Below are 14,631 nucleotides of genomic sequence, written 5' to 3'. Positions count from 1 at the left end.
GTCAGTTGACCGTCACCTGACCGAGCGCCGGTTTCTGTTCCCGCGCCTGATGCTGCGGTGCGTAGACCTGGGTGAAACGTACGGGAGGCAAGGTGAACTGGCCCTTCTGGGAGAAGCGCACCAAGTGCCGCAGGCGCAGCTCGCCGCTGAGGGCGTCCACCGGCACTGCGTAGGCCATCTGGCCTGGCTCGAAGCGGGCTTTTTCCAGGGAAGTCGGTTCGCTGTCGGCTTTGCCCTGCAGTTGGATGCCCCAGGTGGTGCGTTCCACATCGGCGCCCGGCGGCAGCGGCACTTCGAGCATGCCGTAGCGCAGCGGCGTCGACGCCTTGCTGTTGATGATCACCTCATCCAGGTAGAGGCTGTCACTGGACAACGGCTTGTTACCCACGGCCTCGAGCTTGAAGGTGAAGGCCTCGTCGCCCGGCACCAGACGCGACAGGCGACGAGTGATGGACACGGCCATCGGCGCCAGCGACGGTTGCTGGCTCTGGAAGCTCAGGGCCGCTTGCAATGGACGCTCCTGGGCACCGCTGAGAGTCAGCTGGGTCGGAAGCTGCGCGCCCTGCCACTGCCAGTAGGTTTCACCGGTCGCACCCTGCTTGGCGACCCAGCCTTCACCCGGCGCCAGCGCCACAGCCGGCGCGGCCTGTTCGATGCTGCGCTGCAACCAGGTCAGGGCCAAGGCCCGTTCCAGGGTGGACTGCTGCGGCAACACGCGTTCCAGCAATGCAGTGGCGCGGGCTTGATCGAAGCTCTGCAACGATAACACCAGGGCCTCGACGAACGGCTGCGAGCTCAGTTCGAGTTGCTGTTGCGCGGCCTCCGCTTGACGACTGAAAGCCGCCGGCAGCGGCACCTTCGCCTGTTTCGCCAGGGACGCGGTCAGCACGCGAGCGCTGGCCAAGCCCAGGGCAGAGTCCGGCGCATTCATGACCAGGCTGTCTTCGCCGCTGTCCAAAACGCTCTCGGTGCTGTCTTCACTGGCCTTCGCCAAATCATCCATCAGGCCGCTGAGCAAGGTGTTCACCGGCAGTTGCATCTGCTTGGCGAACGACAGGATCAGCGCCCGTTGCAGCAGCGGCGTATCACCGGCCTGCTTGGCGTAGACCTCCAGCACCCGCTGCCAGTGTTCCGGTGGCAGGCTCAGGTCCAGGGCCTTGCTGGCGTGCCAGTCGGCGTAATAGGCATAGGCGGTGAGGAATGCATCCGGCTCACCGTCCTGGCCCCACCAGGTGAAGCTCGCCGACGGGCCGGCCATCTGCACCAGGCGCAAGCGGCTGTTTTGCATGATCAACCGCAGGCGGTCGCGGATTTGCGGGTTCGACGCCAGGGTCGGGTAGGCGATGCTCAACGGCAGCAGGCGACTGGCGGTCTGCTCGACGCCGCCGTAGGGGTAACTCAGCAGGTCATCCAGGGCCGAACGGAACAACGCTTGCGGGCTGTCATCCAGGCGCAGGCGAATATCGCTGGCGTCGGCCGGCAGGGTCAGCGGGGTGTCGCCGCTGGCCACGTCGAAGCGCTGGTTCTGGGTGACTTGCCAGCCATTGCCGCTGGCGTTCAAGCGCATCGCCAGGGCGTCCTGGGTTTCGCCATTCAATTGCAACTGCACGTTCAAGTCGCCACTGCTCAGTTCCAGGGCCGGCAGCGCCACATAGTTGATGCCGTTTTTCAGGTCCGCGACCACGCGCTGTTCAGCGCCGGCGTAACGGATCAACAGCTCGGCCTTCAGTGGTTTTTCCGACTGGCTGAACACGAACAGGCCCAGTTGCGGCTTGTCGCCCGTGCGGAAGCGCGTCGGGCCGCTCCATTTCAGGTACAGCGGTTTTTCCGAAGCGATGAACTGCTTCTTCTGGCCCACTTGGCCATCGTCGGCGATGGCCTTGGCAGTGATGCGCCAGCGGGTCAGGGAGTCCGGCATCTTGAAGGTGAAGCGCGCCTTGCCGTTGGTATCGGTGACCAGTTCCGGTTGCCATGCAGCGGTGTCGACGTCTTCACGCCGCGGCCGCTCCAGCACCTTGACCCCACGCTCGCTGCGGTTGGCCTTGCCCGGCGCGCCGGGGCTGCCCGGCAGTGCTACGTCGTAACTGATGAACGACAGGCTGGCACTGGTGCGCACGTTGTTGCGGCGCGGGTGATAGAAGAACTGGTCAATGGTCGGCGCCACTTCCGGTTGCAGGGCGTAGACCATTTCGTCCACCACGCTGACCGTCAGGTGCGCCGGGATCGCCTTGCCGGCGAACTGGGTGCTCAGGTCCACGGTCACCGTGTCGCCAGGGCGATAGGTGGCTTTGTCCGTAACGACAGCAACGTCGATCTGCGGCGTCACCACCTTGATGCCGGCATTCTGGAAGCTGTACTGGCCGCCCTTGGTGTACAGCACCGAGAAGGTCAGGTTGGGCGCGAAGTTATCCTTCACGGCAATGCGCGCGCGGTACTGGGTGTCGCTGAGTTTTTCCATCTTCAGCCAGTCGCCGCCCTTGGATAGCAGCGCCGTGGCTTCGACCTTGTCCCGTTCCAGCGACAGCAGCGCATCGCTGACCGGTTCCGGGAAGGTGATCAGCGCCAGCGCTTCGTCACCTGTCTTGTATTCGGTTTTATCGAGGACGATCTCGACGGTGCCCGGTACGGCCTTGATGCCTTCGCCGGTCACCGCATGGGCGGCGGCGCCAATGACCCGGCCGTGGTCATCCTTGAGCGTCAGGTTGTAGGTGCCGGGGCGGTCGAAGGTCAGGCTGAAACCCTTGTCCTTGGCCGCCAGTTTGCCCTCGCCGGTGCTCTGATCTTCCAGGCGCACCCAGGCGTAACTGCCCGGCGTCACGGCCTTGGCTTGTTCGTTGCCGCCTTCGTTGGCGTAGCTGAACGAGACCTTCTGGCCGACGGCGCTGAATCGCTGGGGCGCGCTCAGGCGGAAATTCGCCGCGCCACGGTCGATGAGGATTTCCTTGGTGGTCTTGACCCGATACGCCGCGCCATCGCTGGCGAACACCGTGAGGGTGTAGCGACTCGGCTTGTCGGCGGCCGGCAGGTCGAGGGACGCGTTGCCCTTGTCGTCGGTGGTCACTTCGCTGCTGGTCAGCTCCACCGGGAATTGCCCCAGGTATTGCAGCTCGTTATCCACCATCGACAGTTGCTGGGCGCGCAGGCTCAGGCTCACCGTGGCGTTGACCACCGGCTTGCCATCCGGGTACAGCAACACCAGGTTGCCCTTGACCGGCTCGCCGGTGCGGTAATCCTGCTTGGCCAGGTTGAGCGCGATTTCGAAGTGCGGCTTGATGTACTCGGCCACACGGAAGGCGCTGCTGTAGAGCTGGTCCTTGTAGCTGAAGCGCAACTCATAGCCGCCGGCCACGGCGTTTTCCGGCAGTTGGAAACGGCCTTGGGTACCGGCCTTGGAATCGAGTTTCAGGGCCAGGGTTTGCAGGGCGGTGCCGGTGGCATCCAGCACGCTGACATTGACGTCGGCGGCGGTCGGTTGCACCGAATCACGGGCATTCTTGAATTCACGGCCGACGATTTTCAGCGAGACCCAATCCCCCGGCCGGTACAGCGGCCGGTCGGTGAAGGCGTAGAGCTTGGTGTCGTAGATTTCGCTGTCGTAGTAGAAGTTTTCCGAGACGAATACCCCGCCCTCCTCGTCCTCGCCGATGACGAACGAACGCTCCGGGCTGACGTGTTTGAGGCGCAACAGACCGTCTTCATCGGTGGCACCGCTGCTCATCACGCCCAGGCCATCGGTCCACAGCACGTTGACCTTGGGCACCGAACGCCCTTCGTGCTTGCGTGCGGCCCAGACCAGCAGCTCGTCACCGGCAATCTTGCTGACCGCCACAGTGTTGGAGACGAAGACCATGGTGGTCGCGCGGTATTTACCGATCAGCGCCTCCACCAGGTACAGGCCCGGTTTCAACTGACCCAGCGGCACATAAACGTTGCCCGGCGCGACGCTGACGAACTCACTGGACGAGCCGGCCAGGTTGACGCCCGCAGGCGGCTGGATCGGCTTGGCTTGCCACAGCGGATAACGGAACTGGCTGACCACCGGCAGGCCCGGGATCAAGGCGAATTGTGCCGGCGCGTCGTACGGCGTCGGCGCGACCAGGGCGTCGCCGATCTTCAGCTCCGGCACTTCTTCGGTCACTTGCTGGCGGGACTCGTAGGAGAACGCCCGCTGCATCACCCGACGGGACTTGCGATACCAGTTGTCCCACAGGTACGCCAGGGTGTTCGACAGGCCTTCGCCCTTGAACTGCCCATCGCTGACTACGCGGTGCAGGTTTTTCTGGCGCTTGAGGAAATCCAACGGCTTGTCGATGCGATAGACACGGATATCGGCGCCGCCATAGGGCTCCATGCGGAACCGGCGATAGTCGCGGCCCGGCGCTTCGAGGCGAACCATGGCCTGCTCGTCGCTGGCAAAGCTGCTGTCGGCCAGCAGGAAGAAGCTTTCACCGGACACCGGCGTGTAGCCGCTGGGTTCCACGGTGTCTTCGGCATTAACCACGGGTGCCAGCAACAAGGCAAACAGCAGGGGCAGTTTTGAACACAAGCGCAGCATGCGGGCACCGGTCATTGGGAGAGAAAGTTGAGTCGATAGACGCCGATGAAGTTGGGGTTGGCTGCGTCGGGTATCCATCGGGTGTCCTTCCAGTTCATGAGTTGTTGCAGGCTTGCGGAGCGCATGCCGTTGTCGGTAGGGGTTGTAGTGCCGGTGTGATAGGCGATGTAGCGGCCCATCCAGATCATCAGGTGCTGGTCGTCGCCCTGATCGAAGAACATCAGGTCGCCGGGACGGGCCTGGGCCACATCGCGGCCCACCAGGTGACTGTTGAACTGGATCAGCTTGATGGCGTTGACGTAAGGCCCGACCTTGCCGCCGCCCTGCTGCCATTGCTGGGCGAGGCGCCGTTGCGCATCGCTGAGGGGCAGTTCCGGTGGCAGGTAGCGATTGGACAGGCCATTGCTGCGCAGCCATTTTTCATCATGGACCTTGAGCGCTTCGTTGGCGGCAAAGCGCACCAGCCCGGCGCAGTCCTGCTGATACCAGCGCGGGCTCGGACCTCTGGTCAGCTGTTCCTGGGCGATGCGCACGAACCAGGCGCGAAAGACCTGGGACTGCTGCACATCCAGCGCCGGCGTCTCGCCAGCACGCGCGGGCCCACCGAGCAGCAAGGCCAGCAGCAGCGTCAACGCAGGGGTGCGGATCAGTCCTGTCACAGCGCTTTCCATTCCAGCGGCAGCCACTGCCAGTGGCCGTCCGGCTCGCTGCCTTCCGGCAAGGTCAGGGCGTATTTGCCATAGCCGCCGAGGGTGCGCAGTTTCGGGATCAGGTAGGTTTGCGCGGCGTTGTAGAACACCGGCTCCATGTCCTGGGGCAAGCTGTCGAGGGTTTCGCGCTGCATCAGTTGTGCGATGGAATCCGGGCCGAAGTAGACCGGCATCAGCAGGTCCTTGGGTACCACGTCGGCCATGGGCGGGAAGCGTTTGTCGAGAGTACCGAGGGCCTTGTCCACCAACTTGTCGTCGAGGGAGAACAGCAAGGTCGAACCGTGGCGCGCCAGGCTCACCCGCAGGAAAGCCTTGCCGGTGATCGCGTCGGGTTGCTCGGCTTCCTTGGCCAGGTACGGGCCGAAATTGGAACTGACCTGACGCAGCCACTGGTGCGTCGAGCCCTGCTGCTTCTCGACCACCGGGAAGGCATGTTCGGCGACGTTGTTTTCATAGGCGCCCACCATCGAACCGAACAGGCTGCCCAGGTCGGCGTCGAGCTTGCCGTCGTCTTCATTCAGGCTCGCCACCAACAGCGGCGTGTACAGGCGCGAATCGGCGTACCAGCACAGGCCCGCCGCGCCGGCCACATGGTCGACCATGGCCTGGGCGGCTTTTTCGTCGGCACCGAGTTTGACCAGCAACGGTTTCTGCTGCTCGGCAGCCAGGGGCAAGGCTACGCAGGCACTGGCGCCCATGGGCATGGCTTGCCAGATCGGCTTGAAGTCGAAGTCCGGTTGGTTTTCCAGTTCGTCCATGGCCAGGAAGCTGTGCCAGCCCTTGTCATCCATGTCGAAGCGCAAGCCGGCGAAGTTCGGGATGAAACGCTGGTAGCCCATGGCGAGCACGCTGGCGTTGACCGAGATGCGCTGCTTGACCTCTGGTGCCTTGGGCGGCAGGCCGAAGGCTTCGGGGAACAGTTTGTCGCCATTGAGCAAGGCGGCCAGGGCGGTGGTCGAAACGCTGCCCCGTTCAACCGCGGCGCCACTGGCCGGGTCATACAGCTTGGTCGGGTTGGACAGCACCACCAGTTTGTCGCCATGGGAGGCGAAAAGCAGGGATTTGCTGGCGTTGTAGCTGAGCTGGTAGAGCGCGACGTCATCGCCACCGACTTTCAGGTCGCTGAGCTTGCTCAACTGCGTATCGTCCAAGGCGACCTTGGCCAACGGTTCCAGCACCTTGGCCAGCCCGCCGCGATCCATCACCAACAGGAAATCCTTGAGGCGACCATCGGCACCGCGCCACAGCGCCACATCGGCCGGTTGGTCGAACAGCTCTTCGATCAGGCTGTCCTGCAACTTGAGGTCATGCTCATAGATGATCCGGCGCAGGCTGCCGATCAGCCCGAGACGGTCGGCATGGGCCTCGTAATAGAAGACAAAGTCCTCGGTGAGCGTGGCCTTGAGGAACGGCACCGCCAACAGGTCCTTGGGCAACTGGCTCAGGGAATGGGCCTCGAGCAAGCCGTCGGGGCGGCTCAGTCCGAGTTTTTCCAACGCCAGCTCCATGGGCGGCGCCTTGGGCTTGGTCATGAACCAGCCCATCCCGGCGACGACACCCGCCACCAGGCACAGCCCGATCAGCAGCGCCGGCCAGCGGCGTCCAGGTTTGGCGACAGGTGTCGGCGTGGTCGGGGAAGCAGTGTTGTCGCTCATATTCACAAGGGCCTGTTCATCCGTGGAGCGGATACTTAGTAGTTGAAAGTCTTGACCAGCAACAGATCGCCAATGGCACGCAGGGGCACGACAAAGGTTTCGCGTTTTTCATTGACGGTGTTTTCGTTGAGCACCAGGTTGATTTGCGAGGTGATCACCTCGTTCTGGTTGCTGGTCTCATCGAAGTTGTAGCCGCCGCTGCCGTAGTTGCCCCAATAGTTCACGTAGACCAGGTAGGTGCCGTGCATCGGCGCGGTCATGGTGAACATTTCCGGGCCGGGGCCGTCGACGCCATCGGGGTCGAGGCCGCCGCCGTTGCTCAGCGCCGGCTGGCCGAAGAACGCATGTTGGCCGTCGGGTGTGACGATATGCAGGTCGAGTTCGGCCTTGGGATCGTCCCAGCCGAGCACCACGCGGATCTGCGCCGGGGTGCGCAGGTTGTTGGCTTCATAGAATTGCACGCGCTTGAGGGACTGGCCTTCGGAGCTGCGCACCTCGACGCTGTTGGAGCCGGCGCCGAACGCATACGGCCGGGCGAAACGCCCCTCGTCGTCGGTATAGAGATTCAGTGGGTTGCCGTTGACCGCCAGGCTGTGGGGCTGGCGAGCCGTGCCCATGGCCTTGAGCCGGCCCTCGATCATCGTGCGATTACGCTGCACGCCCCGATCGATGGGCGGCGTGGGATAGGCGACCTGGGGGTTTTCAGTGCGATCGAGCAAGCCGCTGTAGCGCCAGCCGCCCACCGGCTCCGACATCTCGGCAGAAGGCTGCGCCCACGCCAGCGGCGCGCCGAGCAACACGATCAATAAAGAAAGAAAACGCACGTATGCCTCCTGCCATGCACGACGCAACCCGGCGCCAATCCTCAGCGCGCTTGTCATTATTCAGGTTTCGTCTGAAGGCCCCGTCGCAAGGGGGCCGTAGATGGCGCGAAGGTTAGCGATTCGGCGGATTATTAACAATCGGGGAACGCGCGATTCTGTGTGGGAAATCACGTACTGAGGGTTGCGAGAGCCGAATAGAAGATCTATTCGGCTCACAAAATGAGCCGAATAGCGTTATTATTCAGCTCATTCATCTTTGGACAGGCGCATGGCATTCCATTGGATCTGGCAACAGCCCGACTGGCCCGGTTTTCACTGGCAAGCTGAAGCATTGGCACCGCTGCTGCGCGAATGCGTGCAGGCCCAGGGTCAATTGCTCGGCATGACCGGCGCGGTCACGACTTCGATCAGCGTCCAGAACGAACTGGATGCCTTGCTGCAAAACATCGTGACCTCCTCGGCTATCGAAGGAGAGCAATTGAATGTCGGCTCGGTGCGCTCTTCCCTGGCCCGGCGCCTGGGCCTCGAACAAGTCGATGACACGCCGGTCAGCCACCGCAGCGAAGGCTTGGCGAACCTGTTGCTGGACGCGACCCGGCACTTCAACCAGCCCCTGACCATCGAGCGCTTGCTGGAATGGCACGAGTGGTTGTTTCCTGATCAAGCGAGCGACCTTGCCCATAGGCAGATCCGCGTAGGTGCGTTGCGCGGTGCCGAACCGATGCAAGTGGTCTCAGGCCGACTGGACCGACCTACCGTTCACTTCGAGGCGCCGCCTCGTCAGGGCCTTGAACAGCAATTGCAAACGTTCGTCGACTGGTTCGAGGCCAGTCGTCATCAGGCCGAGCTCGATCCGTTGTTGCGTGCCGGTATTGCTCACTTCTGGTTTGTCACCCTGCATCCGTTCGACGATGGCAATGGTCGCCTCACCCGTACCCTGACCGACCTCGCACTGGCCCAGGGCGAAGCCCAAGCGATCCGTTTCTATGCCATGTCGGTGAGTATCCTGGAAGACCGCGCCGGCTATTACCGAATCCTCGAAAGCAGTCAGAAAGCCACACTGGATATCACGGCCTGGTTGACCTGGTTCCTGCAGACCCTGTTACGCAGCCTGCACAAAGCGATGACGCAGATCGAAAGCGTGTTGGGTAAGACGCGGTTCTGGCAAGCCCATCGCGCTTCGGCACTCACGCCTGAACAGACCAAAGTGCTGAATCGGTTGCTCGATGGCGGTGAAAAAGGCTTTGAGCACGGGATCAGCGCTGCTCAATACCAGGCCGTGACCAAGGTCTCCAAGGCGACGGCCACCCGGCATCTGACGGAACTGCTGGAGAAAGGCTGCCTGGAGCGAATGCCTGGCGGAGGGCGCAGCACGCGGTACCGAATCAACTATCCAGCCAACTGAATACCCGACAAGCCGACGGAACACCTTGTGGCGAGGGAGCTTGCTCCCGCTCGACTGCGCAGCAGTCGCAAAGTCTTTGCAGGTTTGGGTCTGCTTCGCAGCCCAGCGGGAGCAAGCTCCCTCGCCACAAAAGCCGGTCGGCCGTAGCCTGTATCAGCTCATCCGTTGCGCTTCGATTCACCCCGCCCTGATTTGCCCCAAAACCCCATGTCTGCTAGTGTCGCGCCGGTTTAACAGTCAACCGGAATAGCCGCCATGGCCCGCAAAAAAGCTGCACTGGATTTCGAACAATCCCTGGCCGACCTGCAAACGCTGGTCGAGCGCCTGGAGAACGGCGAATTGTCGCTGGAAGACTCGCTGACCGCCTTCGAGCAAGGCATCGGCTTGACTCGCGACTGCCAGGCGGCGCTGGCCCAGGCCGAGCAGAAGGTGCAGTTGCTGCTCGAGCGCGATGGCGAGCTGACCGAAGAGCCTTTCGACGCGGACCAGCCTGAATGATCGGCGCCTATCAAGCCAGCAGCCAGGCCCGGGTCAATGCTGCACTGGATAGTTTGTTCAGCGCTCCAAGCCCGGAACTGGCGCGCCTGTACGAAGCCATGCGCTACAGCGTGATGAACGGCGGCAAGCGCGTGCGTCCATTGTTGGCCTATGCCGCGTGCGAAGCCCTGGGCGGCCAGGCCGAGCAGGCCAATGGCGCGGCCTGCGCGGTGGAGCTGATCCACGCGTATTCGCTGGTTCACGATGACTTGCCGGCCATGGACGACGATGACCTGCGTCGCGGCCAGCCAACCACCCACAAAAAATTCGACGAAGCCTGCGCGATCCTGGCTGGCGACGGCTTGCAGAGCCTGGCCTTCAGCGCCCTGCTGGACCCGGCCCTGAGCGATTGCCCGGCGCAGACTCGCCTGGACATGGTCACTGCCCTGGCGCTGGCGGCCGGCCCCGCCGGAATGGTCGGCGGCCAGGCCATCGACCTCGGCTCGGTGGGCTTGAAGCTGGACCAGAGCGCGCTGGAATACATGCACCGGCACAAGACCGGTGCCTTGATCGAGGCCAGCGTCAAACTCGGCGCCCTCGCCAGCGGTCGAGCCGCACCCGCACAGCTACAAGCCTTGCAGACCTACGCCCGGGCCATTGGCCTGGCGTTCCAGGTGCAGGACGACATCCTCGACGTCGAAAGCGATACCCAGACCCTGGGCAAACGCCAGGGCGCCGACATCGCCCGCGACAAGCCGACCTACCCGGCCCTGCTCGGCCTCGACGCCGCCAAGGCCTATGCCCTGGAGTTGCGTGACCAGGCCCTGGCCGCGCTGCGACCCTTTGACGCGGCGGCCGAACCGTTGCGTGACTTGGCGCGATATATCGTCGAACGCCGCAGTTGATACGGGGTCAACCCCTTTAGACTGCGTATCGGCCAAGTTCCGGCCAACGCGTGGGCAGCTTGCGATGCATAAGGTAAACTGCCGCCTCTTTCTATACCTATAACGATTCGCCTGATGCCCACGACGTTCCAAGAGATTCCCCGCAAGCGCCCGACCACGCCCCTGCTGGACCGCGCCAACACGCCGGACGGCCTGCGTCGCCTGGGTGAAGCCGAGCTGGAAACCCTGGCCGATGAGTTGCGCCTGGAATTGCTCTACACGGTCGGCCAGACCGGTGGGCACTTCGGCGCGGGCCTGGGCGTCATCGAGCTGACGATCGCATTGCATTACGTGTTCGATACCCCGGACGACCGGCTGGTATGGGACGTCGGGCACCAGGCCTACCCGCACAAGATCCTCACCGGGCGTCGCCAGCGCATGGGCACCCTGCGCCAGAAGGACGGCATCGCCGCCTTCCCGCGTCGCTCCGAGAGCGAATACGACACCTTTGGCGTCGGCCACTCCAGCACGTCCATCAGCGCCGCCCTGGGCATGGCGATTGCCGCCCGCCTGCAAAACAGCGAGCGCAAGGCCATTGCCGTGATCGGCGACGGCGCTCTGACGGCGGGCATGGCCTTCGAAGCGCTGAACCACGCGCCGGAAGTCAACGCCAACATGCTGGTGATCCTCAACGACAACGACATGTCGATCTCGCGCAATGTCGGCGGGCTGTCCAACTACCTGGCGAAGATCCTCTCCAGCCGCACTTACGCCAGCATGCGCGAAGGCAGCAAGAAAGTACTGTCACGCCTGCCCGGTGCCTGGGAAATCGCCCGCCGTACCGAAGAATACGCCAAGGGCATGCTGGTTCCCGGCACGCTGTTCGAAGAGCTGGGCTGGAACTACATCGGCCCCATCGACGGCCACGACCTGCCCACGTTGATCGCCACCCTGCGCAACATGCGCGACCTCAAGGGCCCGCAATTCCTGCACGTGGTCACCAAGAAAGGCAAAGGCTTCGCCCCGGCGGAAGTCGACCCGATCGGTTACCACGCCATCACCAAGCTCGAACCCCTGGACGCCCCGGCGGCCGCGCCGAAAAAGGCCGGCGGACCGAAGTATTCCGGCGTGTTCGGCCAATGGCTGTGCGACATGGCCGCCGCCGACCCGCGCCTGGTGGGCATCACCCCGGCGATGAAGGAAGGCTCGGACCTGGTGGCGTTCAGCGAACGCTATCCACAGCGCTATTTCGACGTGGCGATTGCCGAGCAGCACGCCGTGACCCTCGCCGCCGGCATGGCGTGCGAAGGCGCCAAACCGGTGGTGGCGATCTATTCGACGTTCCTGCAACGCGCCTATGACCAGTTGATCCATGACGTCGCGGTGCAGAACCTCGACGTGCTGTTCGCCATCGACCGCGCCGGCCTGGTGGGCGAAGACGGCCCGACCCATGCTGGCAGTTTCGACCTGTCGTTCCTGCGCTGCATCCCCGGCATGCTGGTGATGACCCCGAGCGATGAAAACGAGCTGCGCAAGATGCTCACCACCGGGCACCTGTTCAATGGCCCGGCGGCAGTGCGCTACCCTCGTGGCACCGGCCCGAACGCAACGATCGAAGCCGACCTGGAGCCGATCGAGATCGGCAAGGGCGTGATCCGCCGCCAAGGTAAGCAAACCGCGCTGCTGGTGTTCGGCGTACAACTGGCCGAAGCCTTGAAAGTTGCACAAGCCCTGGACGCCACCGTGGTGGACATGCGTTTCGTCAAACCTCTGGACGAAGCCTTGGTGCGCAAGATCGCTGCCAGTCATGAGCTGCTGGTGACCATCGAGGAAAACGCCATCATGGGCGGCGCCGGTGCGGCGGTCAGCGAATTCCTGGCCCGGGAGAACATCCTCAAGTCGGTGCTGCACCTGGGCTTGCCGGACAGCTATGTCGAACATGCCAAGCCGGCACAGATGCTGGCTGAGTGCGGGCTGGATGAGGCCGGGATCGAAACGTCGGTGCGCCAGCGGTTGCAACTGCTGGGCCTGTAATTTTCAGACCACACATATCCTCCTGTGGGAGCGAGCCTGCTCGCGATAGCGGTAGACCAGTCGGCATCCGTATTGCCTGACACACTGCTATCGTGAGCAGGCTCGCTCCCACATTGGTTTTGTGCGGACCAAGTAGTCACGGAACACCCATGAAACTGCGCCTAGCCCTCACTCTTTCCCTGCTCCCCACCCCTGATCTGCTGGCCGACACCTTCGAACGCGACCAAGCCCTGAAGCTGCCCGACATCGTGATCAGCGCCAACCGCCAGGTCGAGGCCCGCAACGACAGCAGCGCCGCCAACACGGTGTTCACCCGCGACGACATCGAGCGCCTGCAACCAGCCAGCGTCACTGACCTGCTCAGCCGCGTGCCGGGAGTGCAGGTGGCGCCGTTGGGTGGGCGCGGTAGCCTGCCAGGGATCTACATTCGCGGCACCAAATCGGCCCAGAGCCTGGTGCTGGTGGACGGCCAGCGCATCGGCAACGCCACCTCCGGCGACAGCAACCTGCAACGCCTGAACATCCACCAGATAGAACGGGTGGAAGTGCTGCGCGGCTCGCGCTCGGTGATCTACGGCGCCGATGCGGTGGGCGGGGTGATCCAGATTTTCACCCGTCGCGGCAACGAACAAGGCCTGCAACCACGCCTGCACCTGGGCTTCGGCAGCCAACAGACCTGGGAGCGTAGCCTGAGCCTGTCCGGTGGCGATGAGCAGACGCGCTTCAATCTCGGGGCCAGCCTCGACGACAGCGCCGGCGATAATCGAACCCACGAGTCCTACGCCAGCGACCGCGACGAGGACGCCAACCGCAACCAGTCCTTCAGCCTCAGCCTGAGCCATGCCGCCAGCGATGACCTGGAAGTTGGCTTGAACCTGTTGGATAACCGCGGCAAAAGCGAATACGACAACCCGTTCGGCCGCTTCGACCCGACCACCTTCGAATCCCTGCCCCAGCAACCCCATAGCGAGTTTGCGGTGAGCAGCTTCAGCACCTATGTGGACGGACGGCTCAACGACACCTGGAAATCGCGCCTGGAACTGGGCCACAGCGAAAACCGTGAAAAGACTTTCGACAAGCTCAGTGACGTCCGCGAAGTGTTCAACACCTACCGCGATTCCGTGACCTGGCAGAACGACGTGAAGCTGGACGAGCGCAACAGCCTGATCGTCGGCGGCGACTGGTATCAGGACCGGGTCAACAGCAGCACGCCGTTCGACGAAGACAGCCGTTGGAACCGTGCAGCGTTCATCCAGCACCGCTTCCAGGCCGAAACCTTCTCCACCGAACTGGGCCTGCGTCGCGACCAGAACCAGCAGTTTGGCGGCCAGAACAGTTGGAGCGGCACGCTCACCCTGCCGATCAACCCGGACAACGACGTGTTGCTGACCTACAGCGAAAGCTTCCGCGCGCCGACCTTCAACGACCTGTACTACCCGGACTACAGCAACCCGGACCTGAAACCCGAGACGGCCAAAAGCTACGAGTTGCAATGGCGCAGCCAACTGAGCGACAGCGCCCGCCTGGAGACCTCGCTGTACCGCACGGACCTGGAAGACGCGATCATCTTTGGCAGCAACTCACGCCCACAGAACGTCGCCTCGGCGCGGATCAACGGGTTTGAGATGGCTCTGATGCAGGAACTGTTCGGCTGGCAGAGCAACCTTGGCCTGGCCATCATCGACCCGCGCGACCGCGACAGCGGCCACACCCTCGCCCGCCGCGCCCGGCGGACCTTGAGCCTGGACCTGGATCGGCAATTCGACCGCCTGGGCCTGGGTGCCACCTGGCAAGCGGTGAGCGGCAGCTACGACGACGAGAACAACCGCAATGCCCTGGGCGGTTATGCCTTGCTCGGGTTGCGCGGCAGTTGGGCGTTGACCCGGGAAGTGAAGCTGGAGATGAAGGTGGATAACCTGCTGGACAAGGGTTACAGCCGGGCGCTGTATAGCCATGATGGTCAGCAGTATGGGTATCGGGAAGATGGGCGGGCCTGGTTGTTTGGGGTGACTTGGACACCGGATATCTGATCCGAGACTTGTGAAGTTTGCGCTGGCCTCATCGCGAGCAGGCTCGCTCCCACAGGG

9 protein-coding genes are annotated in these 14,631 nt (G+C 63.4%); 5 read left to right on the top strand and 4 right to left on the bottom strand.

Features of this window, described 5'->3' with window-relative positions; translation table 11 throughout:
• Window position 1: 1 nt before the first annotated feature.
• From GN234_RS21845 to GN234_RS21830, 4 genes are read right to left on the bottom strand one after another with little or no spacing between them, the layout of a single operon-like run.
• The gene (locus GN234_RS21845) at window positions 2–4,570 is read right to left on the bottom strand and encodes an alpha-2-macroglobulin family protein (protein ID WP_176689617.1); all 4,569 of its coding nucleotides are present in this window, start codon (window positions 4,568–4,570) and stop codon (window positions 2–4) included.
• Window positions 4,567–5,226 carry a DUF1175 domain-containing protein gene (locus GN234_RS21840; protein WP_109756450.1) on the bottom strand — a complete coding sequence of 220 codons (660 nt, stop codon included), beginning with the start codon at window positions 5,224–5,226 and terminating at the stop codon, window positions 4,567–4,569. Before GN234_RS21840 ends, GN234_RS21845 begins: the two co-directional genes overlap by 4 nt.
• Complete coding sequence (locus GN234_RS21835) at window positions 5,211–6,920, bottom strand: DUF2138 domain-containing protein (RefSeq protein WP_176689053.1); 1,710 nt, start codon at window positions 6,918–6,920, stop codon at window positions 5,211–5,213. The genes GN234_RS21840 and GN234_RS21835 overlap by 16 nt, the downstream gene beginning before the upstream one ends.
• Before the next feature lie 35 nt (window positions 6,921–6,955).
• Window positions 6,956–7,744, bottom strand: a complete 789-nt coding sequence (locus GN234_RS21830; protein ID WP_109756448.1) for a YfaP family protein — start codon at window positions 7,742–7,744, stop codon at window positions 6,956–6,958.
• A 268-nt stretch (window positions 7,745–8,012) separates the two neighbouring features.
• Here GN234_RS21830 and GN234_RS21825 point away from each other — a divergent pair, with 268 nt between their 5' ends.
• The 5 genes from GN234_RS21825 to GN234_RS21805 all read left to right on the top strand — a co-directional run bounded on the left by GN234_RS21825 (window position 8,013) and on the right by GN234_RS21805 (window position 14,574).
• Window positions 8,013–9,149, top strand: a complete 1,137-nt coding sequence (locus GN234_RS21825) for a Fic family protein (protein ID WP_176689052.1) — start codon at window positions 8,013–8,015, stop codon at window positions 9,147–9,149.
• A gap of 255 nt (window positions 9,150–9,404) precedes the next feature.
• Window positions 9,405–9,647 (top strand): exodeoxyribonuclease VII small subunit, encoded by a 243-nt coding sequence (locus GN234_RS21820; RefSeq protein WP_047229733.1) that lies wholly within the window; start codon window positions 9,405–9,407, stop codon window positions 9,645–9,647.
• A complete protein-coding gene (gene ispA, locus GN234_RS21815) occupies window positions 9,644–10,531 on the top strand; it encodes a (2E,6E)-farnesyl diphosphate synthase (RefSeq protein ID WP_116833566.1) in 888 nt (295 codons plus the stop codon). Before GN234_RS21820 ends, ispA begins: the two co-directional genes overlap by 4 nt.
• Before the next feature lie 114 nt (window positions 10,532–10,645).
• A complete protein-coding gene (dxs, locus tag GN234_RS21810; protein ID WP_176689051.1) occupies window positions 10,646–12,544 on the top strand; it encodes a 1-deoxy-D-xylulose-5-phosphate synthase in 1,899 nt (632 codons plus the stop codon).
• 149 nt (window positions 12,545–12,693) lie between these two features.
• Window positions 12,694–14,574: a TonB-dependent receptor domain-containing protein gene (locus tag GN234_RS21805; protein WP_176689050.1), complete on the top strand. Its 1,881-nt coding sequence runs from the start codon at window positions 12,694–12,696 to the stop codon at window positions 14,572–14,574.
• Window positions 14,575–14,631 lie beyond the last annotated feature (57 nt).

Origin of the sequence: Pseudomonas bijieensis, assembly GCF_013347965.1 — a bacterium.
Taxonomy (GTDB): domain Bacteria; phylum Pseudomonadota; class Gammaproteobacteria; order Pseudomonadales; family Pseudomonadaceae; genus Aquipseudomonas; species Aquipseudomonas bijieensis.
Note: the sequence above shows the minus strand (reverse complement) of the source record. Positions and strands in the feature narration are given on the sequence as shown.

What these genes read in the sequence shown, in the direction of transcription:
- GN234_RS21845 (WP_176689617.1), bottom strand. Translation starts at nt 4,570, where the DNA reads ATGACCGGTGCCCGCATGCTGCGCTTGTGTTCAAAACTGCCCCTGCTG.
- GN234_RS21840 (WP_109756450.1), bottom strand. Translation starts at nt 5,226, where the DNA reads ATGGAAAGCGCTGTGACAGGACTGATCCGCACCCCTGCGTTGACGCTG.
- GN234_RS21835 (WP_176689053.1), bottom strand. Translation starts at nt 6,920, where the DNA reads ATGAGCGACAACACTGCTTCCCCGACCACGCCGACACCTGTCGCCAAA.
- GN234_RS21825 (WP_176689052.1), top strand. Translation starts at nt 8,013, where the DNA reads ATGGCATTCCATTGGATCTGGCAACAGCCCGACTGGCCCGGTTTTCAC.
- GN234_RS21820 (WP_047229733.1), top strand. Translation starts at nt 9,405, where the DNA reads ATGGCCCGCAAAAAAGCTGCACTGGATTTCGAACAATCCCTGGCCGAC.
- ispA (WP_116833566.1), top strand. Translation starts at nt 9,644, where the DNA reads ATGATCGGCGCCTATCAAGCCAGCAGCCAGGCCCGGGTCAATGCTGCA.
- dxs (WP_176689051.1), top strand. Translation starts at nt 10,646, where the DNA reads ATGCCCACGACGTTCCAAGAGATTCCCCGCAAGCGCCCGACCACGCCC.
- GN234_RS21805 (WP_176689050.1), top strand. Translation starts at nt 12,694, where the DNA reads ATGAAACTGCGCCTAGCCCTCACTCTTTCCCTGCTCCCCACCCCTGAT.